The sequence below is a fragment of the Qipengyuania sp. BR81-2 genome, from assembly GCF_055693895.1.
Map to the genome: position 1 here is coordinate 2,034,966 of NZ_CM146344.1, position 24,891 is coordinate 2,059,856.

Below are 24,891 nucleotides of genomic sequence, written 5' to 3' on the forward strand. Positions count from 1 at the left end.
CCGCAGCCTGGAGGCGGCCTTCGGGTCGTTCTGGGCGTCGTCTGCATCCTCCACAAGAGGAGCGGGCGGCGCCCTTTTACTTGTAGGCGTCCTTGCTCTTGCGCGTCGGCTTGGCCGAGTCTTTCAGACCGACGCCGATGCTGGCGCGCGGCTGGTCCAGTTCGGTGCTGGCGACCGGATAGGCGCAATAGTCTGCTGCGTAATAGGCTGCTGGGCGGTGGTTGCCCGAAAGGCCGATGCCGCCGAAGGGCGCCGCTGAAGATGCGCCGTTGGTAGGGCGGTTCCAGTTGACGATGCCGGCACGCGTCTCGTTCCAGAAGCGCTCGAAATCATCGGGCTTTCCGCCGATCAGCGATGCCGAAAGGCCGTAACGCGTGTTGTTGGCCTCGGCGATGGCCTCGTCGAAGTCCTTGACCCTGATCACCTGCAAGAGCGGACCGAACAACTCGACGTCGGGGCGTTCGGCGATGGCAGTGGTATCGATGAGGCCGGGGGTGAGGAACGGAAGGTCCTTGTCCGGGCGTGTCATCGGGAGGATTTCCTCGCCACCATGCGAGGTCAGCGCCTCGAAGCTGTTCATCAGCAGCTCTGCGGTTTCGTTGTCGATCACCGTGCCCATGAATGGCTGCGGTTCGGCAAAGGGCTCGTCGACCACCAGCCGCTCGGCAAGAGCTTTCACGGCCGGGACGATCTCGTCATACATGCTGTCTATCACGACCAGACGGCGGGCAGCGGTGCAGCGCTGGCCTGCGGTGGTGAAGGCCGACTGGATGATCGTGACGGCAGCATCCTCGATCTTGGGCGTGTCGAGCACGACGATCGGGTTGTTGCCGCCCATTTCCAGCGCGACGATCTTCGAAGGATCGCTCGCAAGCTTACGGTTGATCGCGATCCCGCCGCGCGCGGAACCGGTGAACAGCACGCCGTTGACGTCCGGATGGGCGACCAGCGCCTTGCCCGCTTCGGGGCCGCCATGGAGCACCTGCACGACGTCCTCGGGTACGCCGGCCTCGTGGAACAGCTTCACCAGGAATTCGCCCACTGCGGGGGTCTTTTCCGAGGGCTTGAAGACGACAACATTGCCGGCGATCAGCGCTGGCACGATGTGTCCGTTGGGAAGGTGGGCCGGGAAATTATACGGCCCGAGCACGGCCATGACGCCATGCGGCTTGTGGCGCAGGGCGGCCGAACCCTGCAGCGCGCTGTCGAGCTTCTTCTGGCCGGTACGCTCGGCATAGGCGGAGATCGAGATCTCGACCTTGTTCTTCACCGCTTCGACTTCGGTGCGCGCTTCCCACAGGGGCTTGCCGGTCTCGCGGGCGATGAGTTCGGCAAACGGCTCGGCGTGCTTGAGGACCTCGTTGGCGAAACGGCGCATGGCTTCCATGCGCTGGCCCACGCTTTCGCGGACCCAGACGCCGCGTGCGCTGACGGCGCGTTTCATCACTTCATCTACGTTGCCGGCCTTGCCGCGCCAGATCTCGTTGCCTGTCGCGGGCTCGGTGGAAACCATCTTATCGGACACAGAGCGTCTTCCCTAACCCGTCGCCTTTTGTGCAACGGCTATGTGACCTTGCTGCCTTCGCGTCAAATGCGGATTAGGCCTTGTGCCCACTTGGCGCGGGCGCAGGGCCGTGCGCTTCTCCCATCCTCCTGAGGCGCTCGACCTTGTCCTGTAGCGGCTGCCAGTCGTCGCGTTGGTCGATAGCGGACCAAATGTCTTCCACCTCGTCGATGAGCATGCTCTCGGGCGCATCTTCTTCCCAGTAGGCATGGCTGTCCTCGACCTTACTGTAGCCTGCGAGGATATCGGCAAGATCGCCTTCCGAACCGCGTCCGGCGCGATTGCGGTAGAAGAAGGCATCCGGCTGCTCGCCGCTTTCGGCCATCTCCGCCTCGCATGCGCCGACCAGCTTGCCGTCTTCCTCGACACCGCGGCTCTCGACGCCGAGCCGCCAGCACCAGCGCCTGCCCACCGCTTCCATGTAAAGCGGGCCAAAGCGTTCCATCGCGGCAATCAGCGGCGGTGCGGCGCAAAGCAGCCGAAGGGCGATGGCGAACTGGCCGCAATTCCAGTGGAGAGCTTCCGGTTGCCGCCCGAAGGCATAGAGCCCCGCATGGTCGAAATAGGCTGAGGTGAAACCGGGCTCCCACTTCGGCAGGAAGCGCCATGGGCCGTAGTCGAAGCTTTCGCCCGAGATGTTCATGTTGTCGGTGTTGAGCACGCCGTGGACGAATCCTGCAACCATCCAGCTGGCCGCCAGATCGGCGAGCCGTTCGACGACGAGATGCATGAGCCTTACGGCGGGTTCGTCGCGGCCCGGTGCATCCTCGGGCGGAGGCGGACCGGGGAATTGTTCGAGGCAGTAGCCCACGAGCGCTTCCATCTGTTCCTGCTCTTTGAGCGCAAGCAGGCGCTGGAATGTGCCGATGCGGATATGACCATGGCTGAGCCGGGTCATGACCGAGGACCGGGTGGGCGAGGGCTCGTCGCCGCGGGTGAGTTCTTCGCCCGTCTCGACGATGCTGAAGGTCTTCGAAGTGTAAACGCCCAGCGCTTCCAGCATTTCGGTCGCGAGGATTTCGCGCACGCCGCCCTTGAGCGTCAGCCTGCCGTCGCCATCGCGGCTCCACGGTGTCTGACCCGAACCCTTGGTGCCGAGATCGAGAAGGCGGTCCTCACCATCGCGCATCTGCGCGAACAGGAAACCGCGACCGTCGCCAAGATCGGGATTGTACACGCGGAACTGGTGGCCGTGATACCTGAGCGCGAGGGGCTGGGGCAGGTTGTCGGGCAGCGGTTCGAAACGCCCGAAGTGGCGTATCCATGCCTCGTCGGACAGGTCGCCTAGTCCGACCGCAGCCGCCCAGCGATCATTGCGGAATCGCAACTCCGCCTTGGGAAAATCGGCCGCCTCGACCGGGTCGCCAAGCCATTCCGCAATATCGGTGATGGGCGTTTCGGGGCGGTATCCTGCAGGTTCGGGGGCGCTCGGCATGGGTGCGGGGATGGGGTTCATTGCGCTGCCATGCAAGTCGTCTCTCGAAATTTGCGTCAGGGCGCGCTAACTCGCCTTCCATGGATAGTGAATTCAGCGAACGCAGCTGGCAGAGTCCCGATGGGCTGGAGCTGTATTTCCGCGACTATGCGGGTGACGACAGCGGCAAGGTGCCCGTCGTCTGCCTGCACGGCCTCACCCGCAACAGCCGCGATTTCGAAGGGCTTGCGCCGCACATCGCCGCTCAAGGTAACCGTGTGATCGTGCCCGACATGCGCGGACGCGGCCAGAGCGACTATGCTGACGATAGCGCGACCTATGCCGTGCCGACCTATATCGGCGACGTCATGGCGCTGCTCGAGCAGGAGAGCATCGACCGCTATGTTTCGATCGGCACCTCGATGGGCGGGCTGATGACCATGCTCATCGCGCAGTTCGCGCCCGAGAAGATTGCCGGCGCGCTGATCAACGATATCGGACCGGTGGTCGACCCGCGCGGGATCGAGAAGATCCGGACCTATCTCGGAAAAGGTGGCAGCTTCCCGACCTGGATGCACGCAGCCCGATCGCTGGAAGAGGTGCATGGTGCCTCGCATCCGACATTCGAGACGAACGACTGGATCGCCATGGCGAAGCGTTCGATGACGCTGTGCAACAACGGCCGCATCGCGTTCGATTACGATATGAAGATCGCCGACCCGTTCAACGATGCGGACGAGAACGCCGTGCCGCCCGACCTGTGGCCCGGTTTCGACGCGCTGGCGGACAAGCCGCTGGTGCTGGTGCGCGGTGAAGTGTCCGAGATCCTCAGCGCAGAAACTCTCGCGCTGATGCAGAAGCGCGCGCCCGATGCCGACACGGTGATAGTGCCCAAGGCGGGCCACGCACCGACGCTCGACGAGCCCGAGGTCCGCAGCGCCGTCGACGCGCTTCTTTCCTCCGTCAAATGAGCAAGCACTCAGACGGCATTCCGCCGCACGTCCTCCACGTATGCCCCGATCGCGAGGCGATGGAGCGTATCGCCAGCTACGGGCGCAAGCTGCGCCACACGGTCGTGACCGGTGACGATCTGGTCATGCAGGCCGCACCGCGCGGACTGACCATCAAGCAGGCCTCGCACTTCCCGTCGCTACAAGGGATTCCGTCGCCCGGGCGAATGCAGAAGCTGGCGCGCGCGATGACACCCTTCGATCTCGTGCTCACGCATGGCTGGGACGCTCTGGACGTCGCCATGGCGCATACGCTGTTCAAGGATGCTATGCAGCTGCCGCCGCTGGTCCACCACGAGAACGACTTGGGCGAAAAGGAAGCGGTGAGGCTTTCGAAGAAGCGCACTTGGTACCGCCGCATCGCGCTCGGCAAGTCATCGGGCCTCGTTGTCCCGTCCGAGAAGCTCGAGGAGATCGCTCTGGTAGACTGGCAGCAGCCGCTCGGCAGGGTGAAACGCATTGCACCTGGCGTCGATACCAAGGCATTTGCCAAGAAGCCGAAGGCCGACGGTTTCCGGATGATCAAGCGCGAGGGCGAACGCTGGCTCGGCACGCATGCCGCCTCGGGCGACCTGCCTACTTTGGCGAGCGCGTTTGCGGCGCTCGGTAAGGAGTGGCAGCTGATCATCCTCGGCGAGGGCAATCGCAGCGAGATCGAGCCGCTGGTCGACAGGATGGAAATGAACGACCGCGTGCATTGGCTTGGCAGCGTCGGTGCGCCGGAGAAGGTCTTCGGCCTGTTCGACATCTTCGCCGCCGCAGGTCACGCCGATGGTTTTCCCGTTCCTGTCGTCCAGGCGATGGCGGCGGGCGTAGCCGTGGTCGCGCCCGACGATGGCGAGATCTCCCACACCGTGGCAGAGGCGACCCGCGAATGGCTGTTCCAGCACGGCAACGAGGCCGCGTTGACCGAGAAACTGGTGGCGCTCTCGCGTGATCAGCAGGCCCGCAGGGATGGAGGTGAAGCCAACCGCGCGCATGCAGTAGCCGCATATGACCGCGAGAAGTCGCTCGCCACCTATCGCCGCCTCTATGGCAGCGCGATGCAGTTCGAGCTCTAGCCGCTTTCATCCGCCATTCACGCGGGCGGGGACAGGCTCCTTCCGAAGGGCTCGAAGCCATTGCCCTAGCACCGCGCGTTGCCTAAAGACCCGCGAACCGAAATCTATCAAGGACGGGAGCCCGCCCCACAGTGGCCCGCACACCCAAGACCGAACCAACCCGCGAAGATAAGAAGGCCAAGGCCGAAGCTGCCGAGCAGGAAGCCCTGCTTCGCGAAGTCGACGATGCCGTCCGCCAGGGCGACATGGACCAGTTCTTCGCTACATGGGGCAAGCCGCTGCTCGGCGTGCTCGTCGTCGGCCTCGCTGCCTTTGCCGGATTCATCTTTTGGAACAACCAGCAGGAAGCGCAGCTCGAAAGCTCCAGCGAAGAGCTCGTCCTTGCGCTCGAACAGCTTGAAAACGGCAATGAGGAAAGCGCGATGACGCGCCTCGCCGCGATCGAAGGTGCCGGCAGTGCCGTGATTTCCGCAAAGATGCTTCGCGCAGGCCAGCTGGCCGAGAACGGCGAAGACGAACAGGCCGCCGAACTCCTCGGCGAAATTGCCGACGACGAAAGCGCTCCCGAGCCGCTGCGCAACCTCGCGCTGATCCGCCGGACCGCACTGCGCTACGATGCGATGGAGCCGGCCGAAGTGGTCGCTGCAATGCAGCCGCTCGCAGTTCCCGGCGAGCCGTTCTTTGCCAGCGCGGGCGAATTGCTCGCCCATGCCTATCTCGCGCAAGACAAGCGTGATGAAGCCGGCGCGCTTTTCGGCGAGATCGCGCGTCACGAGGACACCCCCGAATCCGCGCGTGTGCGCATGCTCAACATGGCAGGCATCCTCGGTGTCGATGCCATCGACGATGTTCAGGAACTGCTCGAATCGCAGAACGGCAGCAATGCCGAGCCCGAACTCGTAAGCGAATGATACGAAACGGAAATCCGATGAGCCAGACGACCAAGCCTTTCCTTCGCACCGCCTGTGTGGCGACGCTCGCCCTGGCGCTCGGTGCCTGCAGCGGCGGCCTTTTTGGTGGTGGCGACGGCGAAAAGGACACGCCGACTGTCGGCGATCGCCAGCCGATCCTCTCGCGCATCGCGACGGGTGCCGAAGTCGATCCGGCGCTTGCCGGAACGCCGGTCACGCTGCCGGCTGCGACCACCAACGACACCTGGGGCCAGGCCGGCGGTACTGCCAGCAAGAGCTACGGCCACCTCGCGCTTGCAGAGGCTCCGGCCCGCGCATTCACCGCCAGTGTCGAGGGTGCCGGTGAACGCCGTCGCCTCGGCTCGGCTCCGGTCATCGGCAGCGGCAGGCTTTACGCCGTAGGCACGGACGGTCGCGTCACCGCGTTCGACGCGCAGACCGGTGCACGCCAGTGGAGCTACCAGGGCGATCTCACCGACGATACGCGCGCCTCGGCCTTCGGCGGCGGCGTGAGCTACGAAAATGGCCGTCTGTTCGGCACCGACGGTGCAGGCAATGTCTACGCTCTCGATGCGGAAACCGGCGCCGAGCAGTGGAAAGTGAAACCCGGCGGTCCGCTGCGCGGTTCGCCCACGGTCGCATTCGGTAATGTCTTCGTGATGAGCCAGGACAACCAGCTGTTCGCGCTCGATGCGAGTAATGGTTCACTGCAGTGGCAGGAATCGGGTTCGACCACGATGGCCGGCGTCTTCGGCGTTGCTGCTCCTGCCGCAGGGCAGGGCACGGTCGTTGCCGGTTACACCTCGGGCGAGCTCGTCTCCTACCGTTATGAGAACGGCCGCAGCCTCTGGGCCGACGCGCTGGCACGGACCTCGATCTCGACGCAGGTCGGCGCGCTGTCGGACATCGACGCCGATCCGATCATCCATAACGGCCGTGTCTATGCACTCGGCCAGGGCGGCCGCATGGCAGCTTACGAACTCGTGAGCGGCCAGCGCCTTTGGGAACTCAACGTCGCGGGCATTTCGACCCCGGCCATCGCCGGAAACTGGGTCTTCGCCCTGACCGACGAAGCCAAGCTGATGGCGATTGCCGCCGACACCGGTAAGGTGCGCTGGCTGACCCAGCTTCCGCGCTTCCGGAACGAGGAAAAGAAGAAGAACCCGATCTTCTGGCAGGGCCCCGTCCTTGCGGGCGGCCAGCTGTGGGCGGTCAATTCGGAAGGCGAGGTCTATCGCATCAGCACCGGCGAAGGCTCGGCTGCGATGGTCCAGGAACTCGACGAAGCGATCAGCCTGCCGCCGGTCGTGGCCAACAACACGCTCTACATCCTCGACGACAGCGGCACGATCACTGCCTACCGCTAAGGATCAGCCGAGCGGCGCGCCGTCGTCGGTCTCGTAGATACGGATATCTCGCGAGGCAGGCGGGTTGGCCGCCATCACCGCCTGGAAATCCATCATGTGTGCAGACTGCATGTGCGCTTCGAGCGCGCTGCGGTCGCGCCAGCGCTCGAACAGGACCAGCGTATCGGGATCGGCAAGGTCGCGGGCGAAGGTGTAATCGAGGCATCCGTCCTCATTGCGGCTGGCGCGCACCATTTCGATGATCGCCTTCTGGGTCGCCGCGTCGATCGTGGTGCCAAGCTTGATGGTGCCGTTGATCTGGATCATGCGCTTACTCCCAAGTCAGAAGCTGTATTTGTAGACCCTGCTGACGTCGCCGCCCCATTCGCCGTGATAGCGGTCGAGCAAGGCCTGTGCGGGCACTTTCCCGCTGGCGACGATCTCGTCGAGCGTTTCGAGGAAGCCGGTCTCGTTGTCGCCCGAGGTGTTGAGCCTGCCGCGCGCTGCAAGGCCCGAACGCGCGATGGCGAGCACTTCCTTTGCAAGGTCGCGGAGCTTGCCGCCGCCTGGGATAGGTGCGTCGAGCGCCAGCTTGGGCACCGCGTTGCGCAGCGCCTCGCGCTCTTCCATCGTCCAGTGCTTCACGAGATCCCACGCGGCATCGAGCGCGTGCTGTTCGTAGAGCAGGCCGACCCAGAATGCGGGCAGGGCGCAGATCCGGCTCCACGGGCCACCATCGGCGCCGCGCATTTCAAGGAAGCTTTTCAGGCGCACTTCGGGGAAGGCGGTCGAGAGGTGGTCCCACCAATCGCTTGTCGTGGGTTTCTCGCCGGGCAGGACTTCCAGCTTGCCCTCCAGGAAGTCACGGAAGCTCAGCCCTGCCGCATCGATGTACTTCCCGTCACGGAAGACGAAATACATCGGCACGTCGAGCATGTAGTCGACCCAGCGTTCGTAGCCGAAGCCGTCTTCGAAGACGAAGGGCAGCATGCCGGTGCGGTGCGGGTCGGTATCGCTCCAGATATGGCTACGATAGGAGAGATAGCCGTTGGGCTTGCCCTCTGTAAAAGGCGAATTGGCAAATAGCGCGGTGGCAAGCGGCTGAAGCGCGAGGCCGGTGCGGAACTTTTGCGCCATGTCGGCTTCGCTCGAATAGTCGAGATTTACCTGGATCGTGCAGGTGCGCAGCATCATGTCGAGGCCGAGATTGCCCACGCGCGGCATGTGCCGCATCATGATCTCGTAGCGGCCCTTGGGCATGATCGGCAGCTCTTCGCGGGTCTTGTCGGGCCACATACCGAGGCCGAGGAAGCCGACATTGTAGCGCTCGCCGATCTCCTTGACCTGCGCGAGGTGGCGCCCGGTCTCGTTGCAAGTCTGGTGCAGGTTCTCGAGCGGAGCGCCCGAAAGTTCGAGCTGTCCGGCAGGCTCGAGGCTGACGGTACCGTCATCGCCCTTCATCGCGATGACTTTCCCGTTCTCCTCGATCGGCTCCCAGCCGAACTCGCGCAAACTCAGCAGGATATCGCGGATACCTCCAGGCTCGTCATAGGACAGCGCGCGGTGTTCCTTGCAGCAATAGACCAGCTTTTCGTGCTCGGTCCCGATGCGCCAGGCATCCTTGGGCTTCTCGCCCTTCTGCATCGGTGCAACCAGCTGGTCGCGGCTTTCGATGATGGGGTCTGCTGCCCCCGAGGCCTCTCTCGTGCTCATGGTCGGTGGCGATAGGCAACCGAACACGCGTTCGCAAAGAAATTATTCGGCGTCGAGCCAGTCGCCCGCCTCGGCCATCCATACGGCGATTCCCGCGATGGCAGCCGTTTCGCCGCGCAGGATACGCGGGCCGAGGCTGATCTGAGTGGCGTTGGGATGGGCGCGGATCATCTCGCGCTCGGCATCGTCGAAGCCGCCTTCGGGGCCGGTCAGCAGGGCGGCTGGGCCCTCGGCGTAACAGAAGGCGTCGGCTGCGCTCTCGCCGCCTTCCTCGTCGGCGAAGAACAGGATGCGGTCCTCGGGCCAGTCGCGCAGCAGCGCCTCGAGCTTTGCCACCGGCGCGATCTCGGGAAGCGCGGTGCGCGCGCATTGTTCGGCGGCCTCGGTTACGATCGTGTCGGCACGTTCCGCATTGAGCTTGTCAGCCACACAGCGGCGAGTCACCACCGGCGTTATGCGCGCAACGCCCAGCTCGGTCGCCTTTTCGAGGACCAAGTCGAAGCGGTCCTTCTTGAGCAGCGCCGCACAAAGCCAGAAATCGGGCACTTCCTCGCGTGGGCGTAGGTGCTGCTTGGGGAGCAGCGTGACGTGACGCTTGCCTGCATCGACGACCTCGGCGGCCCATTCGCCGGTGATATCGTCGCACAGGATGACGGCATCGCCGGGCGACACGCGCATTACCTTGCCGAGGTAATGCGCCTGGTTGCCCTCGATCTTCACCTCGGTATCCGCGGCGAGCTGGGTTTCGACGAAAAGGCGGGGCGCGCTCTTGGGCGGCCAGGCGGGTGTTGCAGGCATGGCTTTGCAGGTGGCACGTGCGCTTGTAGGGAGCAAGCCATGAGCGAAAGCGCAGCGTCCGAAATCGTCCCCGACAGCGAGCATCGCGGCCTTGTCGCGCGCCTGCCGCAACTTCCGCGAGACCTTGCACAGCTGGCGCGTCTCGACCGGCCGATCGGCTGGTGGTTGCTCTTCTGGCCCTGCGTCTGGGGTGTCTGGCTGACAGGAGCGGGCTGGCAATGGGCCCTGCTCGGCTGGCTGCTGCTCGGCAGTATCGCCATGCGCGGCGCGGGATGCGTCTATAACGATATCGTCGATGCCGAACTCGACCGGAAGGTCGCACGCACGGCAAGCCGCCCTGTGGCGAGCGGGCGGGTGTCGAAGAAACTCGCATGGGGCTGGCTGCTGGCGCTGTGCCTCATTGGCCTTATCGTCCTTCTGCAATTGCGCCCACTGGCGCAGGTTGTAGCGCTCGCCAGTCTTGTCATGGTCGCCGCCTACCCCTTCATGAAACGCATTACCTGGTGGCCGCAGGCCTGGCTCGGCCTCGTCTTTACATGGGGCCTGCTGGTCGGGTGGACGCAGCTGCGTGCAGACAATCTCGATGCGCTCGCCGCCATGTATGCGGGCGCAGCCTTGTGGGTGATCGGCTATGACACGATCTACGCCATGCAGGACCGCGAGGATGACGCGCTGGTGGGCATCCGCTCTTCGGCGCTTCGCCTCGGCGGGCAGGTGAGAGGCGGGGTGGCGCTGTTCTACACCGGCGCGGTGGCGCTCTGGGCGCTCGCCTTCTGGCTTTACCGCGCGGACTGGGTGGCGCTTCTGGCGCTGCTTCCCGCAGCGGGCCATCTCGCATGGCAGGTCTCGACGCTCGATGGCGAGGATGGCGGCAATCCGCTCGAACGCTTCCGCTCGAACCGCTGGACCGGCGCGCTGGTGGCGGCCGCCTGCTTCGTCGTGGGGAACGCCTGATGTGCAATCTCTACCGCATGACCAAGAACAAGGACGAGGTCGCGGCCTGGTTCGAAGTGATGAACGAGCTGGGCGGCGCCAACTTCGGGGAGGAGGTCTATCCTGGCTATCCCGGCGCGGTCGTGGTCGAGGGTAAGCTGAAGCAGATGAGCTGGGGTTTCCCGCTGGTGATGAAAGGCAAGAGCGGCCAGCCGCTGAAGCCCAAGCCGGTCAACAATGCCCGCACCGACAAGCTCGACAGCTTTTTCTGGCGCTACAGCTTCGAGGAGAGGCGCTGCCTGATCCCGGTCACTGCATGGGCGGAGGCCGAGGGACCGAAGGGCGGAAAGACGCGCAGCTGGCTCTCGCGCCCCGATGCCGATTTATTTGCCTGCGCGGGTGTCTGGCGCAATTCGGATGAATGGGGCGAATGCTATTCGATGGTCATGACCGATGCGGCTGGCCTTGCGGCAGAGGTCCATTCGCGCATGCCCGTACTGCTCGCCAAGGACGACTGGGACACGTGGACCGGCGGTTCGCCCGAAGATGCGCGCGCATTGTGCAAGCCCTGGGAAGGTGAACTCGAGCTCGACCGCACGAAAGTACCGTGGTCGGGCAAGGGGCAGGTGGGGCTGCTCTGACACAATGCGAATAGCCCTGTTCGAACCCGAGATTGCCGGCAATGTCGGCGCGGTCATGCGGACCTGCGCCTGCATGGGCGCGAGCGTTGATCTGATCGAACCGCTGGGTTTCCCGTGGGACGACCGCCGTGTTCGCCGCGCAGCGATGGATTACATCGATCACGTCGAAGTCGTGCGTCACAAGAGCTTCGATGCTTTTCGCGAGGCGATCGGCGAGAGCAGGCTGGTGCTCTTCACCACGCGCGCGACGCAGTCCTCCTACGATTTCGAATACCGCGCCGACGACGTGCTGCTGTTCGGCAAGGAAAGCGCGGGTGTGACCGAAGATGTTCGCGCCTCGGTGGATGCGAGCGTTCGCCTGCCGATGCGAGCCGAAGTACGTTCGCTGAACCTCGCGACAAGCGCAGCGATCGCTCTGACCGAGGCGCTGCGCCAGACCGATACGCTTCCCGGCTAGTTCACCAGTTCGCCGCCCTTGATAACGACATCGACATCGGCAAGCTCGCCGACGTCGGCCAGCGGATCGCCGTCGACGGCAATCATGTCACCCCACGCGCCCGGCTTCACGACGCCGACCTGTCCGGCCTGTCCCAGCGCATCGGCAGCGTTCACGGTCGCCGCGCGGATCGCCTCGATCGGGCTCATCCCGTATTCGACCATGACGCGGAACTGGCCGCCGACATCCTCGTGCGGCATCACGCCGGCATCGCTGGCGAAAACCATCTTCACGCCCGCGTCATGCGCGCGGCGAAAATTGTCGCGTTGCGCTTGGCTCAGCGATCGCTCCTTGGCGAGATTTTCTTCCAGCACCCCGTTCGCGGCGCCCTGGCTCAGCGTGTACTCGGTGTTGAAAATATCCATCGAGAAATAGGTGCCGTTCTGGCGTGCAAGCCGGATCGCCTCGTCATCGGCGTAGCTGGCGTGCTCGATCGTATCGAAACCCGCGCGGATCGCGGCCTTGATGCCGTCTGCACCATGCGCGTGGGCGGCAGTCTTCAGGCCCCAGAAACGTGCCTCGTCGACGATGGCCTCGAGCTCGTCCGCGTGGAGCTGCTGGATGCCGGGTGCGGTGTTGCGGCTGAAGACACCGCCGGTGGCGCAGGCCTTGATCACCTCGGCGCCGTACTTGCGCTGCTCGCGCACGACGGCGCGCAGGGCAGCGGGACCGTCGGCGGCACCCTTGCTGCGCGCTTCATAACTCGGGGGGAGGAATGTCGAATCGCAATGTCCGCCAGTCGCCCCGATTGAGTGGTTGGCAACCACAATGCGCGGGCCTTCGATCCAGCCTTCCGCGATCGCCTGGTCGACCCCTATGACGCGATAGTCGCGGTCCCCGAGGTTGCGCACCGTGGTAAAGCCCGCGCGAAGCATGGCCTTCGCATTCGATACCGCGATCGCGCTCCAGAAATTGTCGGTGAATTGCAGGTTCGAATAGCCGCCATACTCGGGACGGCTCGCAAGGTGGACGTGCATGTCGATGAGACCGGGAAGCAGCGTGTGCCCGGAAAGGTCGATATGCGCCGCGCCTTCCGGCACTTCGCCGCCAGCCGTGACGCTGGCGATCTTCCCATTCACGATCACAACCACCGGCGCTTCGACATAGCCCCCGCTCTCGACATCGAGCAGGCGGTCGGCAGTGACGGCAACGGTCTCGGCTGCTGCCGGGGCTGCCGACAAGAGGGCTAGGGCGGCAGCAGCAGTGGCGATCGACTTCATCTGTATTCCCCCGGATGCGGCCCCCGCGCGGGGCCTTCCGGGAGAATTCATACACGAACCGGCCTTGCTGGGAAGCGGGGTTGCGCCTCGCGCGCCCTTCCTGGCGCATCGCGGCGTTTGGCTCTGTCGGTTGGCTGCCCGAACAGCGGGCGGCGAAGGATGATCTCATTCATAGCTGACCACCTCGAATTCGATGCCGTCCCAGTCGAAAAAATAGAACCTGCGGCCGGGTTCATAGTCGTCGTGACCGAAAGGCTTCAGGCCGTGGCGTTCGACCACCTCTTCAGCCGCATCGAGATCGGCGACGGTAAAGGCAATGTGGTTCAGGGGCTGGCCCTTCCGGTATTCGCCCTTCACGTGGTCACTGGTGTACAGCGCAACATAATCGTGGTCGGCGCCGACGTGGATCGTGCGTCCGCCGAGCTGCGAGGCGCCGCGCCAGCGTTCCTTCCAGCCTAGCAGGTCGATCAATAGGGCGGCGCTGCGATCAGGGTCGGTGACCGAGATATTAGCGTGTTCGAGGCGCCCGTGGGGGCTGTGTTCCGGCATTGTGCATCTCCTTTTGCGGCCTGCGCGTTGGGCAGGCGCGATTGCGATGCACAAGGATATGCAACCTCAAGCTAAGTTGAGGTCAAGCTTCGTTTTAGCTATCTTTGTGATCGATGAAAGCGAACGACCTCCTGCCAATCGGCGATTTTGCTCGCCGGACCGGCCTCTCGGTCTCGGCGATCCGTTTCTACGAAGAGAAGGGACTGGTCGAACCGCATCGCACTGCGGGTAACCAGCGGCGTTTCCTGCGCAGCGACATCCGGAGGCTGAGTTTCATCCTCATCGCGCAGAAACTCGGCCTTTCACTGTCGGAAATCGAGGAAGCGCTCGCCGGCCTGCCGCAGGGGCGCACACCGAATGCCGCCGACTGGAAGCGGATCAGCGGGGAAGTAAAGAAGCGGATAGACGCCCAGATCGCGGCGCTCGAGAAGGTGCGCGAGGATCTCGATGGCTGCATCGGCTGCGGCTGCCTCTCCCTCAAGAAATGCGCGCTCTACAATGCGGGCGACAAGTGGGGCGAGGGCGGCAGCGGCCCGCGGGTGCTGCGATAGCGCTACGGTATCAGGCTAATCCCATTTGCGGGTAGCAGCGCGCGTCTTGGCCGTGCATGAAGGGCATCGATCCGGGCCAAGCCACCATGGCCCGGACGACGGGGAGAGAGATGAAGATCGAATTCGCGCCCGAGCTCGAGGCATTCCGCGCCGAAGTTGCAGAGTTCTTCGCCACCGCGCCCACGCCCGCCATCCGCGAGGCCGGGCGCAAGACCACCAGCGTCTTCGCCCCGTTCAAGGAGTGCATGGAGTGGCACCGCATCCTCTATGAAAAGGGATGGGTGGCCCCGCACTGGCCCGAGGAATACGGCGGCACCGGCTGGAGCGTGGAGCAGCGTTTCATTTTCGCCGAGGAATATCGCAAGGCCGACCTTCCGCCGCTGCTGCCGCAGAGCCTGGGCATGGTTGGGCCGCTGCTGATCGACATCGGGACGCAGGAACAGAAGGATCGCTACCTTCCCGGCATCCTCAACGGCGACGATTTCTGGGCGCAGGGCTATTCGGAGCCCAATTCCGGTTCCGACCTCGCCTCGCTGAGCTGCCGTGCGGAGCCCGATGGCGACGACTACATCATCAACGGGTCGAAGATCTGGACCACATATGCGCATCACGCGAACCGCATGTTCATGCTCGTGCGCACCAGCAACGAAGGCAAGAAGCAGCAGGGCATCACCTTCCTGCTGCTCGACCGGATCGACTATTCGGGCATGGAAATCCGCCCGATCGTGGGCCTCGACGGCTTCCCCGAACAGTGCGAAGTCTTCTTCGAGGATGTGCGCGTGCCCCAGTCGGGGCGCGTCGGTGAGGAGAACGACGGCTGGAGCGTGGCGAAACACCTCCTCAAGCACGAGCGTGGCGGCGGCAATGCCGCGAGCCCCACGCTGATGCGCTATTGCGAAAGGGCGCGGGCAGCGGCCGAAAAGACGCCTTCGCCCTTCGGCGGAATGGTCGCGGACGATGCAGTCTTCCAGCGCGAAATTGGCGAGCTGGAGGCGGACATCGCCTCGCTCGGCCACTTCGAGAAGCTGGCAATCAGCGGTCACGAGATAGCGCGCGATCCCGCGTTCCCCTCGATGAACAAGACGATCAATTCAGAGCTGGTGCAGCGCGCCTCTGTTTTGATGACGCAGGTTTCGGGCGTGGACGGCCTCGCGCGGCAGTTGGAGGCCTTGCGCGTGGGTTCGAATGTCGAACCACTCGGCAGCGAGTTCGATCTCGTCTCCATGCCGCTCTATCTCAACAGCCGCGCCACGACGATCTACGCCGGTTCCAATGAAGTGCAGCGCGACCTGATCGCCCGCACGGTGTCGGGGAGCTAGGCCGATGGATTTCAGCTTCACGGACGAACAGCAGATGCTGCGCGATGGCGTCGGCAAGTTCCTCGAAAAGAGCTACGATTTCGAGGCCCGTCAGAAACTAGTGAACTCGGATGCGCCATGGTCTGAAGCGGCGTGGCAGCAATTCGCCGAATTCGGCCTGCTGGCGTTGCCCTTCAGCGAGGAGCTGGGCGGTCTCGGCGGTTCGATTTCCGACTGCGTCGCCTTTGCCGAGCTGTTCGGCAGGCACCTCGTGATCGAACCCTATCTCGGTTCAGTCATGCTTGCAGGCTCGGCGCTTGCGCAGTGCGGGCATGTGGCCGCGCAGGAGTGGGTGGAAAAGATCGTTTCCGGAGAGGCGGTGGTCGCTTTCGCCTTCGAAGAAGGACACGGAACGGCCTCACTCGAACTGGTGGAAATGACCGCGCAGGGCAGTGGAGACAGCGCGCGCCTGACCGGCGAGAAGCGCCTCGTCCATGCGGGCGCCGATGCCGATGCCATCGTCGTGCTTGCAAGGAAGAACGAGGGCGGTCCGCCTGCATTCTACCTCGTCGAAGCGGGGGCGGACGGCCTCGATGCGCGCGCCTACACAACCATCGACGGGCACAGCGCTGCGAACATCACCTTCAATGATGTCGCCGCGACCGAGCTTGAAGCCTCCGAAGGGGCAGTCGAGAAGATCATTTTCGATGCGATCATCGTTCAGTCTGCGGAGGCGGTCGGCGCGATGTGCGCGCTGGTCGCCATGACCGGCGAATATGCCCACACGCGCAAGCAGTTCGGCGTGCCGATCGCGACCTTCCAGGCGGTGGCGCACCGCCTCGCCGACATGAAGATCGCCTATACCAAGGCGCGCGCGACGCTGATCTACACCACGGCTCTGGCCGAATCCGGCGCTGCGAGCCCTCGCGATATCGCCATCCTCAAGGGGCAGATCGGCAAGCTCGGTCGGGCAGTGGGCGAAGCGGCCATCCAGACTCACGGCGGCGTCGGCATGACCGACGAGCTGAGCGTAAGCCACTATCACAAGCGCCTGCTCGCCTGCGACACGACCTTCGGTGATCACGCCTATCACTTCCGCAAGGTCGGGATGGGGTGATCGCCGGGAGCTTCCGGCAGTCACTGACTTACGTGTACTTGGGCCGAGCGGGGATTGTTCTTTACTAATATTACCGGTGGTCTAGCTTGCTTTGCATGGGGCGCGTCCTAGCAGGGGACGGACTATCGGATATGACCAGAAGCCGCCGCGAGCGATAGGTCTCGCTGGCGCCATCGTCATCAACCTCAATGCGGTAGTCGGGTCCGGCATATTCGCCTTGCCTGCCTTGCTGTTCGCAGCAGCCGGCACCTTTTCGCCATACGCCTTGATGCTGTTCGCCTGCTTCTACGGCTGCGTGATGGCGGTTATCGCCAAACTGTCGACGATCTTCCGGCAGTCGGGCGGAGCGCAGCTCTATGCGCAACACGCCTTCGGCCCTCTCGTCGGTTTCCAGGCCGGCTGGCTGGCGCTTGCGACAAACATGATCGGGGCCTCGGCCAACTTTCATGTCCTCATGGCCTATCTCGCAGCGCTATTCCCGGTGTTCGCCGATCCTTTCCTGAAGCTGGCGACGATTGCAGTGCTGATCGCCCTGTTTACGGCCATCAGCATCAGCGGAACGATGCGTTCGGTTGGGGCGATCAAGCTGGGAACCATCCTCAAGCTCTCGCCACTCCTGCTGCTTTGCGTTTTCGGCTTCGCCCAGAACGGCTTCCCTACAGAGGTCAACCTGCCCGTCTTCTCCGAGTTCGAAGCGATCGCGCTGTTGCTGGCATTTGCATTCTCGGGTGCCGATGTCGCGATTGCCGCTGCCGGCGAGACGAAGAACCCGCGGCAGACGCTGATGCGTGCCATCTTCCTGAACCTTGCAGGCATCGCGATCTTCTATGCGCTCGTGATGTGGGCCTACATCGCGATTGCACCCGACCCCAGCAATGTGGACACGCCGCTGGCAGCCGCTGCTGAAAAGGTCATGGGGCCCGCCGGGATACTGATGATCAGCGTCGCCGCGATCTTCTCCGTCGCGACTTTCCAGCTCAATGTCTTCGTCGCCATTCCGCGCATTGCCTATGGCATGGCGCGACGCGGGCTGATGCCGCACCCCCTGGCCTACGTCTCCCCGCGATTCCAGACGCCGGTTGCGGCAATTGCATTCTACGGGGCGGTGGTCGCCATTCTTGCCTTGTCGGGCACCTTCACCCTCCTCGCGACGCTCATGGTCAGCGTCGAGCAGATCCTTTTCACGTCCAGTATCGCAGCGCTGATCGTCATGTGGCGGCGCAATGACGCAGGGCTTCGCGAAAGCATGGACGCGCGCTGGCTCGTGATTATCCCGATCGCGATACTCTTCGTGCTGTGGTTGTTCTCGCAAGTCCCGTGGAGCACGGTCATACCCACGCTTGCCTTCGTTGGTGTCGGCTTCGTGCTCTTTGCGATTTCTCGTCGCAGTGCCGTTGCGCAGGACGGGATCGAGTTGCCGGAAGGGCGGGGCTAGCGGTCCTTAGTGCTCCGGCCCTAGCTCGGGATCGAGATCGCGCGGGCGGGCGAAATGGACGAGCTTGCCGCAGCCTTCGGCCAGGTCTTTCCAATCGTCGATGTCGAGTTCGAACACGGCGAAGGCCGCGGTGGGGAACTTGACCTTGGCTTCATCGAAAAGGTCGTTCTCGTTCTTAGGCGAGACCAGTTCGAAGACCATGTCGCCAAAACCGGGATTGTGTCCGGCCAGCAGAAGCGTGTCGGCATCGCCGCCGTCCTCGCGGATGACGTCGAAGATCGTGTCGGTGCTGGCGAGGTAGAGGCGGCGGTCCCATTCGGGCTCGATGCCGATATCGGCGCCCTCAAGCGTAACCTTCACCCGTTCTGCAGGGCTGGCGACGAGCTTGTCCCACTGAACCCCGTGATCGCGGATATGTTTGCCGATAAGGCCAGCACCCCTGTGGCCGCGCGCATTGAGGCCCCGGTCGAAATCGCGCTTGTCGCTCTGCCCCCAGTCGGACTTGGCGTGGCGCAACAATCCCAGGACCTTCACGATTCTCCGCTCTCCACCTGTTCGGGTTCGGTTGTCTCTCCAACACCCTTAGCGACCCTCTGTAAAGCCTCGTCGAGCGTCAGACGTATGACAGGCGTGCCTTCGGGGAAGGCCGAGAGCAGCCGGCTGGGGAAGGCGGGCGAGAGGACCACGAAATGGCCCGAATCCTCGCGGCTGCGGATGAGACGGCCGAATGCCTGCGCCAATCGCGCGCGGATGATCCGGTCGTCATAGCGCTGGGCGCCGCCTGCTTCCTCGGCCGCAGCGGCGCGGCGCGCGCGGTGGAGGATGGTCGGGCGCGGCCAGGGCACGCTCTCCATAACCACGCAGCGCAAGGATCGGCCCGGAACGTCCACCCCGTCGCGCAGGGCATCGGTGCCGAGCAGGCTGGCGCGCGCGTCGTCGCGGAAAATGTCGGTGAGCGTGCCCGTATCGATCGGGTCGACATGCTGCGCATAGAGCGGGAGGCCTGCGCGGGCGAGGCGGTCGGCGATCCGCCCATAGACCGCGCGCATCCGGCGGATCGCGGTGAACAGGCCGAGCACGCCGCCGTCGCTCGCCTCGATCAGCCGGGCATAGGCGCCCGCGAGCGCAGGGATATCGCCGCGCTTGATGTCGGTGACGATCAGCACCTCGGCGCGCCCCGCATAATCGAAGGGACTGTCCGCCTGCGCGGTCTTGGGGAGCAGTTCGAGATGCGGCGCGCCGCTCTTGGCGATGGCATGCTCCCAGTCGGGCCCGCTCTCGTCGCGGTCGGTCAGCGTGGCGCTGGTCAGCATCACGCCATGTGCGGGTTCGAGCACGACTTGCGCGAAAGGCTTCATGGGGTCGAGCCAGTGGCGATAGAGCCCGACGTCGAACTCGCGCGCATCGTTGCGATCGACAGCCAGCCAGTCGACGAATTCGGGATCGGCAGGCCCGCCGAGCCGCGAGAGCAGCGCTTCCCATGCCGCGATCAGGTCGATGCGCCAGGCGAGTGAATGCCGCGCGCCCTCGATCCGTGCGCGGCCCTGTCCGTCGAGCCAGTCGGGCGCATCCTCGAGCACGGCCTCGAGCCGTCCCGCCAGTTTCAGCAGCGGCGTGCGGATCAGCGCGAGGGCCTGTGCGGCGCTTCCCGCGGCCTCGACCAGTTCGCCCGGAAGCTGCGAAGTCTCGGTCTCGATGCCGTAGCCTGCCTCCTGCCCGCTTTCATCGCGCGCATAGGTGACTGCGCGGACCTGCCCGAGCAGCGCCTCCAGCGGACCCGAGGGTGCGCCTTCGGCCAGCCGCCCGAGCCAGCCATCGGAGGGCAGCGCCTGCGCCGCCTCGACCGCTTCCTCCACAGCATCGCCGCCCGCCTCGTCATAGCTGGCGACATCGGCAAGGCGTGCGGCGAGGCCGCGCCGCCTCCCGCGCGAATTGCGTTCGGGGCCGATGATCCAGCGGCGAAGCTCGATCGCTTCCTGTCCGGTGAGTGCGGCTGAAAAGGTGCTGTCGGCAGCATCGAAGACATGGTGGCCCTCGTCGAACACGATGCGGGTGGGGCGACTTGCAAGGTCGCGACCGCGTGCGGCGTTGACCATCACCAGCGCGTGGTTGGCGATCACGAGATCGGCCTGCGCGGCGTTCCTCGCGCTGCGCTCGATGAAGCACTTCCGGTAATGCGGGCAGCCCGCATAGACGCATTCACCGCGCTGGTCGGTCAGTGCCGCGATACCGCGTTTCCTGAACAGCGTGCCGAGCCAGCCGGGCAGGTCCCCGCCGATCATGTCACCATCTTGCGTATAGGCGGCCCAGCGCGCCACCAGGTGCGCGAGGACGGCGGGACGACCGGCAAATCCGCCCTGCAGCGCGTCTTCGAGATTAAGCAGGCAGAGATAGTTCTCACGCCCTTTGCGGACCACCACCGGCGGCGATCCGTCGGGCCGCGCAGGTGGCCAGGCGCGTGTGCTTTCCTGCCGCAACTGCCGCTGGAGGTTCTTGGTGTAGGTGCTGACCCAGACCGTCCCGCCCGACTGCTCCGCCCAGAGCGAGGCGGGGGCGAGATAGCCCAGCGTCTTGCCGATCCCCGTGCCCGCCTGGGCCAGCAGGATGTGCGGCCGCTTCTCGCGGTCGCGCGGGGAGAAGACATGACCCGCACCGCGCGCATAGAGGCGCTGTCCCTCGCGCTTTTCCGCGCCTTCGCCGGTCAGCCGTTCGAGATGCGCCTCGATCTCGGGTTCGTCGATCAGGACCTGCGCGGGCTGGGGGCGTTCGGGCGTCTCCTCCCATTCGGGGAGGCGCGTGAAGAGCCACTTCTCGGCCTTCTCGGGTTTGCGGACATGGGGTGCGAGCACATTCGCCCAGGGCCAGCGCAGCCGCGCGAGCGATTGCAGCGTCGACCACGCGCCCTCGCGCTCCGCCCAATCCTCGCTTTCGCAAGTCGCCACCAGCGCGCCAGCTGCCTGTTGCAGCAGCATCGGGACACCCGCATCGTCCTCCGGCTCCTCGAGATCGAGCGCATGCGCGAGCCCCTTGGGCGTCGGCACGCAGAACTTTGCCGGATGCACGAAGGCGAACAGTTCGAGCAGGTCGAGGCCGGACAGGTCGGGATAGCCCAGCCGGTTCGCGACCAGCGGCGCGTTCATCATCAGCAGCGGCGTATCGGCCGCCGCCATCACCGCTTCGCCCTTGGAACACCCCCGCGTTGCCCCGTTAGCATCGCGCAGCCAGGTGCCCGCATGGCTTGCATGGAGAGAGGGGAGGGGGAGAGGTTGGCTCACTCTGCGGCGTTAGAACACAAACGGAACGCGGGGCAAGCGGGGAAGGGTGGTTTTCCTCGCGGGAATGGCGGCTTTTGGGAGCGGGTAGACTGGGCGGTTCTGTCCGACTTTGGGTGGGGAGCAGCCGTTCGATCAGTCAGAAAATAGCTAACCCGATTGGGTCGCGGACACAAACCTAGTGAGAAGATGGAACTCGGATGCTTTAACGTCGAATGCCGTGTCCAAACTCACTTCGAAGAGCTCAAGTTCGTTCGAGTCACAAAATTCGAACATTTCCCTCGTCGCTTGCTCTATCTTCTCTGCGCAGCGCTGTGTGGCAAGCTTCGCGTAAACGGTTGCACCTTCCCATCCTTCAAGGTTTTGAAGACCTTTCATCGCAAAATGAGCTAGCTGCATTTTGGTGAAGCCATCCCAAGCTCTAATGCCGAATGTCAACCAGAGCTGGTCATTAGAAAAATGCTTCTTGCGCAGAGCGTCACATAAGCTCTCCGCAAATGCATCCCAAGCCACCGTCTTTTCTTCTTGGCTGAGTGTCATGCTTTTAAAGTAGCCTAACTTCGCACATCCGCAATCGGGTCGTTAGCTGCCAATCCGCTATGGCACATCTCTATCTCGACAAATTAGTCACTAATTCGGTGGGAGGCGGACACTTCAGTTAGTCGCTTGAAAGTTTACGCTTCTCATGAAGACGAAACAGGATTGTGAGCAAACAGAAGCCGAAGCCACTTGTCGCTACTAGTTGAAAATCAACAGCCTCAGAACGTTCAGCTATTTGGTAAACCAAACCGAAAGTGGCGCCAATCGCAAATGCTCCAAGCGCTTCCATGCGGGCACCAAACCGGCCCAGCGTACTAATCGTCAGATTAGCCAAAAGACTGAAGCCAAAGATCAAACCCAGCTTGATCCAGAATGGCTCGCTGGTGATCATCGAACCAAAAAAACCACCGCCAAAAATGAGAAGAACATCATTGTAATAATGGCCAACCAAAAATCGGAACGCTTTAGAAGGCTCATCAAAACCATTTCCTCAATCCATTAATTTCATTGCAGATACCCTGCGATAGGAAGGTAAGCAATCGGATCGACGATCCTGACTGGGGTGAGGACAGTTAGGTTGCGGTCAAAGTCGAATATTTCCTCAATGTCCGCAATCGGGTCGTTAGCTGACGGACCGCTTCTGGCACACGTCTAACTCGGCAAATCAGTCACGAACTGGGTGGAAAGCAGACTCCCCGAGAATAGCGGGGGCGGAGATTATGAGTTGCTAATGGCTTGATCAGCCATGGTGGTGAATTCCATGCTTTTTCTTGTATCGCCACTGGTAGATACCCAGCCCGATCATAGAGAGGGCCGAGAGTTGAAAAGCGACGAAGGCTCCGAGATACAGGGTTGGGTTGCTGGTCTCATCGAGAAAGTAGACCATCGCGAACGTACCCAGGAATAGGAGAGCCGAAACCCGCCCCCAGAACATGATCTTATGATATTTTTCGAGCTCTGGTGTCACCGATCATCTCTTGTCTAAGCGTTTGATGACGCTGAAAATTGCAGGAATGGGTGGTTTCCGCAATCGGGTCGTTAGTGGAATGACCACTTTTCGCAGACGCTTCCGGTCGCTGTCCTACTCCCCGCTATCACGATAGGGCGTGAGGCATGCCGCAAGTGCTCTCGCCTCTTTCCCTTCGGTCCACTCAGCATTTGCCCGGCAGCTTCGATTTTTCCCGCAGGACCGTGTTCCATGTGTTCCATGCTGTGAGGTTCGCCGCGCGCCTCTCCAACATGCGTCCGACACTTCGCACTTGCGAAAGCGCGGGCGAGCGGCAAAGGGAACTGCCATGAGCATGAACGATCTGATCACCGCCGCACGTGTGTCCAAGGCCTGGCCCTTTCAGGAGGCGCAGCGGCTGCTCAAACGCTATCCCGATGGTGCGAAGCCCGACGGCTCTCCGGTCCTGTTCGAAACGGGCTACGGTCCCAGCGGCCTGCCGCATATCGGCACCTTCCAGGAAGTGCTGCGTACCACGCTCGTGCGCCGTGCCTACGAGGCGATGATCGGTGCCAGGCCCGAGGACGGCAAGACGCGTCTCGTCGCCTTCTCCGACGACATGGACGGCCTGCGCAAGGTGCCCGACAACGTGCCAAACCAGGAACTGCTCGAGGCGAACCTGCACCTCCCGCTCAGCCGCGTGCCCGACCCGTTCGAGAAGGGTCACGAGAGCTTTGCCGCGCACAACAACGCCAAGCTGCGCGAATTCCTCGACCGCTTCGGTTTCGAGTACGAGTTCATCGCGGCAAACGACATGTACAACTCGGGGCGCTTCGACGATGCGCTGCGCCAGGTCCTGCGCAAGAACCAGGACATCCTGGACATCATGCTGCCGACGCTGCGCGAGGAGCGCCGCCAGACCTATTCGCCGGTGCTGCCGATTTCGCCCTCGACGGGCCGCGTGTTGCAGGTGCCGGTCGAGGTCGTCGATGCAGAAGCGGGCACGATCCGCTTCACCGATGAAGACGGCACGGTCGTCGAGCAGTCGGCGCTGGGCGGCATGAGCAAGCTTCAGTGGAAAGTCGACTGGGCAATGCGCTGGTATGCGCTGGGCGTCGATTACGAGATGTACGGCAAGGACCTGACCGACAGCGGCGTGCAGTCGGGCCGCATCGTCAAGGTGCTCGGCGGGCGCAAGCCCGAAGGCCTGATCTACGAGATGTTCCTCGATCAGAACGGCGAGAAGATCTCCAAGTCCAAGGGTAACGGCCTCTCGATCGAGGAATGGCTGACCTATGGCAGCGAAGAGAGCCTCGGCTTCTACATCTTCCCCAATCCCAAGAGCGCCAAGCAGCTGCACGTGGGCGTGATCCCTCGCGCGGTCGACGATTACTGGCAGTTCCGCGAACGTCTTGCCGATCAACCGCTCGACAAGCAGCTCGGCAATCCGGTGTGGCACCTCCAGCGCGCCAACGGCGGCTTCGAGACCGACGAGGCACCGGGCGCGGGCGACACCCTGCCGGTGACCTACGGCCTGCTGCTGAACCTCGCGAGCGTGCTCGGAGCGGAGGCGACCGAAGAGAACCTGCGCGAATATCTCCAGACCTATATCGGCGACGGCAAGATCACGCCCGAGCTCGAAGTGCTGATCGGCACGGCGGTTGCCTATACGCGCGACTATATCGTCCCGACGCTTTCCAAGCGTGCGCCGGCGCCGAACGAGGCTGAGGCACTGAAGGCGCTTGATGCCTATCTGGCCGGCGCGGCTGCCGACACCGGCGCGGAAGACCTGCAGACGGAGGTCTACGAGATCGGCAAGCGTGAAGAGTACGGCTTCGAGTCGCTGCGCGACTGGTTCAAGGCGCTCTACCAGACGCTGCTCGGCAGCGACCAGGGACCGCGCATGGGCAGCTTTATTGCGCTTTATGGTATCGAAAATACCCGCAAATTGATTGCTGATGCCCTGGAGCGCTAATATCCGAAGAAAAATGCTTCAACGCTATCAGGCTGTTGCGGGAAAAATGGCGGTAATCGGGCGTTTTTGATGCTCACGCATCTTGCAAAACATTGGAATAG

The 24,891-nt window shown here is 63.5% G+C and carries 23 protein-coding genes; 12 read left to right on the forward strand and 11 right to left on the reverse strand.

The window, feature by feature from the left end; all coding sequences use genetic code 11:
* Nucleotides 1-76 precede the first annotated feature (76 nt).
* Both astD and ACZ1G8_RS10330 read right to left on the reverse strand, forming a co-directional pair.
* Entirely contained in the window at nt 77-1,525 is a 1,449-nt protein-coding gene (gene astD / locus ACZ1G8_RS10325; RefSeq protein ID WP_472679321.1) for a succinylglutamate-semialdehyde dehydrogenase, read from the reverse strand.
* Between the two features lie 73 nt (nt 1,526-1,598).
* A complete protein-coding gene (locus tag ACZ1G8_RS10330; protein WP_472679322.1) occupies nt 1,599-2,999 on the reverse strand; it encodes a protein adenylyltransferase SelO family protein in 1,401 nt (466 codons plus the stop codon).
* An 80-nt stretch (nt 3,000-3,079) separates the two neighbouring features.
* Between ACZ1G8_RS10330 and ACZ1G8_RS10335 the strand changes: the two genes are divergently transcribed.
* The 4 genes from ACZ1G8_RS10335 to ACZ1G8_RS10350 all read left to right on the forward strand — a co-directional run bounded on the left by ACZ1G8_RS10335 (nt 3,080) and on the right by ACZ1G8_RS10350 (nt 7,327).
* Nucleotides 3,080-3,949: an alpha/beta fold hydrolase gene (locus tag ACZ1G8_RS10335; protein ID WP_472679323.1), complete on the forward strand. Its 870-nt coding sequence runs from the start codon at nt 3,080-3,082 to the stop codon at nt 3,947-3,949.
* Nucleotides 3,946-5,049 (forward strand): glycosyltransferase, encoded by a 1,104-nt coding sequence (locus ACZ1G8_RS10340; RefSeq protein ID WP_472679324.1) that lies wholly within the window; start codon nt 3,946-3,948, stop codon nt 5,047-5,049. Before ACZ1G8_RS10335 ends, ACZ1G8_RS10340 begins: the two co-directional genes overlap by 4 nt.
* A gap of 131 nt (nt 5,050-5,180) precedes the next feature.
* On the forward strand, nt 5,181-5,960 hold the full coding sequence (locus ACZ1G8_RS10345) for a tetratricopeptide repeat protein (RefSeq protein ID WP_472679325.1): 780 nt from the start codon (nt 5,181-5,183) through the stop codon (nt 5,958-5,960).
* 17 nt (nt 5,961-5,977) lie between these two features.
* Nucleotides 5,978-7,327 carry an outer membrane protein assembly factor BamB family protein gene (locus ACZ1G8_RS10350; protein ID WP_472679326.1) on the forward strand — a complete coding sequence of 450 codons (1,350 nt, stop codon included), beginning with the start codon at nt 5,978-5,980 and terminating at the stop codon, nt 7,325-7,327.
* Nucleotides 7,328-7,330: 3 nt separating this feature from the next.
* Here ACZ1G8_RS10350 and ACZ1G8_RS10355 read toward each other — a convergent pair whose 3' ends face one another.
* The 3 genes from ACZ1G8_RS10355 to ACZ1G8_RS10365 are packed head-to-tail and all read right to left on the reverse strand — an operon-like array spanning nt 7,331 to nt 9,817.
* Nucleotides 7,331-7,633 (reverse strand): putative quinol monooxygenase, encoded by a 303-nt coding sequence (locus ACZ1G8_RS10355; protein WP_472679327.1) that lies wholly within the window; start codon nt 7,631-7,633, stop codon nt 7,331-7,333.
* 15 nt (nt 7,634-7,648) lie between these two features.
* Nucleotides 7,649-9,019, reverse strand: a complete 1,371-nt coding sequence (locus ACZ1G8_RS10360) for a glutamate--cysteine ligase (RefSeq protein ID WP_472679328.1) — start codon at nt 9,017-9,019, stop codon at nt 7,649-7,651.
* Nucleotides 9,020-9,061: 42 nt separating this feature from the next.
* Entirely contained in the window at nt 9,062-9,817 is a 756-nt protein-coding gene (locus ACZ1G8_RS10365) for a 16S rRNA (uracil(1498)-N(3))-methyltransferase (protein WP_472679329.1), read from the reverse strand.
* A gap of 39 nt (nt 9,818-9,856) precedes the next feature.
* Between ACZ1G8_RS10365 and ubiA the strand changes: the two genes are divergently transcribed.
* The 3 genes from ubiA to ACZ1G8_RS10380 are packed head-to-tail and all read left to right on the forward strand — an operon-like array spanning nt 9,857 to nt 11,848.
* Nucleotides 9,857-10,771 carry a 4-hydroxybenzoate octaprenyltransferase gene (ubiA, locus tag ACZ1G8_RS10370; RefSeq protein WP_472679330.1) on the forward strand — a complete coding sequence of 305 codons (915 nt, stop codon included), beginning with the start codon at nt 9,857-9,859 and terminating at the stop codon, nt 10,769-10,771.
* Nucleotides 10,771-11,391: an SOS response-associated peptidase gene (locus tag ACZ1G8_RS10375; protein ID WP_472679331.1), complete on the forward strand. Its 621-nt coding sequence runs from the start codon at nt 10,771-10,773 to the stop codon at nt 11,389-11,391. The genes ubiA and ACZ1G8_RS10375 overlap by 1 nt, the downstream gene beginning before the upstream one ends.
* Nucleotides 11,392-11,395: 4 nt before the next feature.
* Entirely contained in the window at nt 11,396-11,848 is a 453-nt protein-coding gene (locus ACZ1G8_RS10380; RefSeq protein ID WP_472679332.1) for a tRNA (cytidine(34)-2'-O)-methyltransferase, read from the forward strand.
* On the opposite strand, the gene ACZ1G8_RS10385 is transcribed toward ACZ1G8_RS10380, so the two are convergent.
* Both ACZ1G8_RS10385 and ACZ1G8_RS10390 read right to left on the reverse strand, forming a co-directional pair.
* Nucleotides 11,845-13,107: a Xaa-Pro dipeptidase gene (locus tag ACZ1G8_RS10385; protein ID WP_472679333.1), complete on the reverse strand. Its 1,263-nt coding sequence runs from the start codon at nt 13,105-13,107 to the stop codon at nt 11,845-11,847. The genes ACZ1G8_RS10380 and ACZ1G8_RS10385 overlap by 4 nt on opposite strands.
* Before the next feature lie 165 nt (nt 13,108-13,272).
* Nucleotides 13,273-13,656 (reverse strand): VOC family protein, encoded by a 384-nt coding sequence (locus ACZ1G8_RS10390; protein ID WP_472679334.1) that lies wholly within the window; start codon nt 13,654-13,656, stop codon nt 13,273-13,275.
* A gap of 113 nt (nt 13,657-13,769) precedes the next feature.
* Here ACZ1G8_RS10390 and soxR point away from each other — a divergent pair, with 113 nt between their 5' ends.
* From soxR to ACZ1G8_RS10410, 4 genes are all read left to right on the forward strand, one after another.
* Nucleotides 13,770-14,207 (forward strand): redox-sensitive transcriptional activator SoxR, encoded by a 438-nt coding sequence (gene soxR, locus ACZ1G8_RS10395; RefSeq protein WP_472679335.1) that lies wholly within the window; start codon nt 13,770-13,772, stop codon nt 14,205-14,207.
* A gap of 110 nt (nt 14,208-14,317) precedes the next feature.
* Complete coding sequence (locus ACZ1G8_RS10400) at nt 14,318-15,526, forward strand: acyl-CoA dehydrogenase family protein (protein ID WP_472679336.1); 1,209 nt, start codon at nt 14,318-14,320, stop codon at nt 15,524-15,526.
* A 4-nt stretch (nt 15,527-15,530) separates the two neighbouring features.
* On the forward strand, nt 15,531-16,622 hold the full coding sequence (locus ACZ1G8_RS10405) for an acyl-CoA dehydrogenase family protein (RefSeq protein WP_472679337.1): 1,092 nt from the start codon (nt 15,531-15,533) through the stop codon (nt 16,620-16,622).
* A gap of 217 nt (nt 16,623-16,839) precedes the next feature.
* Complete coding sequence (locus ACZ1G8_RS10410) at nt 16,840-18,057, forward strand: APC family permease (RefSeq protein WP_472679338.1); 1,218 nt, start codon at nt 16,840-16,842, stop codon at nt 18,055-18,057.
* A gap of 6 nt (nt 18,058-18,063) precedes the next feature.
* On the opposite strand, the gene ACZ1G8_RS10415 is transcribed toward ACZ1G8_RS10410, so the two are convergent.
* The 4 genes from ACZ1G8_RS10415 to ACZ1G8_RS10430 form a co-directional block, all read right to left on the reverse strand.
* On the reverse strand, nt 18,064-18,591 hold the full coding sequence (locus ACZ1G8_RS10415) for a SixA phosphatase family protein (RefSeq protein ID WP_472679339.1): 528 nt from the start codon (nt 18,589-18,591) through the stop codon (nt 18,064-18,066).
* Nucleotides 18,588-21,332, reverse strand: a complete 2,745-nt coding sequence (locus ACZ1G8_RS10420) for an ATP-dependent DNA helicase (RefSeq protein ID WP_472679340.1) — start codon at nt 21,330-21,332, stop codon at nt 18,588-18,590. Before ACZ1G8_RS10420 ends, ACZ1G8_RS10415 begins: the two co-directional genes overlap by 4 nt.
* Nucleotides 21,333-21,479: 147 nt before the next feature.
* Nucleotides 21,480-21,869 (reverse strand): hypothetical protein, encoded by a 390-nt coding sequence (locus ACZ1G8_RS10425; protein ID WP_472679341.1) that lies wholly within the window; start codon nt 21,867-21,869, stop codon nt 21,480-21,482.
* Nucleotides 21,870-21,987: 118 nt separating this feature from the next.
* Nucleotides 21,988-22,320, reverse strand: a complete 333-nt coding sequence (locus ACZ1G8_RS10430) for a hypothetical protein (protein WP_472679342.1) — start codon at nt 22,318-22,320, stop codon at nt 21,988-21,990.
* An 844-nt stretch (nt 22,321-23,164) separates the two neighbouring features.
* Here ACZ1G8_RS10430 and ACZ1G8_RS10435 point away from each other — a divergent pair.
* The gene (locus ACZ1G8_RS10435; protein WP_472679343.1) at nt 23,165-24,790 is read left to right on the forward strand and encodes a lysine--tRNA ligase; all 1,626 of its coding nucleotides are present in this window, start codon (nt 23,165-23,167) and stop codon (nt 24,788-24,790) included.
* The last annotated feature ends 101 nt before the right edge of the window (nt 24,791-24,891 follow it).

Bases quoted from the DNA above. Each gene is read 5' to 3' on its own strand.
- ACZ1G8_RS10330 (WP_472679322.1), bottom strand. From the start codon at position 2,999: ATGCCGAGCGCCCCCGAACCTGCAGGATACCGCCCCGAAACGCCCATC.
- ACZ1G8_RS10380 (WP_472679332.1), top strand. From the start codon at position 11,396: ATGCGAATAGCCCTGTTCGAACCCGAGATTGCCGGCAATGTCGGCGCG.
- ACZ1G8_RS10390 (WP_472679334.1), bottom strand. From the start codon at position 13,656: ATGCCGGAACACAGCCCCCACGGGCGCCTCGAACACGCTAATATCTCG.
- ACZ1G8_RS10435 (WP_472679343.1), top strand. From the start codon at position 23,165: ATGAGCATGAACGATCTGATCACCGCCGCACGTGTGTCCAAGGCCTGG.
- ACZ1G8_RS10385 (WP_472679333.1), bottom strand. From the start codon at position 13,107: ATGAAGTCGATCGCCACTGCTGCTGCCGCCCTAGCCCTCTTGTCGGCA.
- ACZ1G8_RS10375 (WP_472679331.1), top strand. From the start codon at position 10,771: ATGTGCAATCTCTACCGCATGACCAAGAACAAGGACGAGGTCGCGGCC.
- ACZ1G8_RS10355 (WP_472679327.1), bottom strand. From the start codon at position 7,633: ATGATCCAGATCAACGGCACCATCAAGCTTGGCACCACGATCGACGCG.
- ACZ1G8_RS10340 (WP_472679324.1), top strand. From the start codon at position 3,946: ATGAGCAAGCACTCAGACGGCATTCCGCCGCACGTCCTCCACGTATGC.
- ACZ1G8_RS10360 (WP_472679328.1), bottom strand. From the start codon at position 9,019: ATGAGCACGAGAGAGGCCTCGGGGGCAGCAGACCCCATCATCGAAAGC.
- ACZ1G8_RS10425 (WP_472679341.1), bottom strand. From the start codon at position 21,869: ATGACACTCAGCCAAGAAGAAAAGACGGTGGCTTGGGATGCATTTGCG.
- ACZ1G8_RS10400 (WP_472679336.1), top strand. From the start codon at position 14,318: ATGAAGATCGAATTCGCGCCCGAGCTCGAGGCATTCCGCGCCGAAGTT.
- ACZ1G8_RS10350 (WP_472679326.1), top strand. From the start codon at position 5,978: ATGAGCCAGACGACCAAGCCTTTCCTTCGCACCGCCTGTGTGGCGACG.
- ACZ1G8_RS10365 (WP_472679329.1), bottom strand. From the start codon at position 9,817: ATGCCTGCAACACCCGCCTGGCCGCCCAAGAGCGCGCCCCGCCTTTTC.
- soxR (WP_472679335.1), top strand. From the start codon at position 13,770: ATGAAAGCGAACGACCTCCTGCCAATCGGCGATTTTGCTCGCCGGACC.
- ACZ1G8_RS10405 (WP_472679337.1), top strand. From the start codon at position 15,531: ATGGATTTCAGCTTCACGGACGAACAGCAGATGCTGCGCGATGGCGTC.
- ubiA (WP_472679330.1), top strand. From the start codon at position 9,857: ATGAGCGAAAGCGCAGCGTCCGAAATCGTCCCCGACAGCGAGCATCGC.
- ACZ1G8_RS10335 (WP_472679323.1), top strand. From the start codon at position 3,080: ATGGATAGTGAATTCAGCGAACGCAGCTGGCAGAGTCCCGATGGGCTG.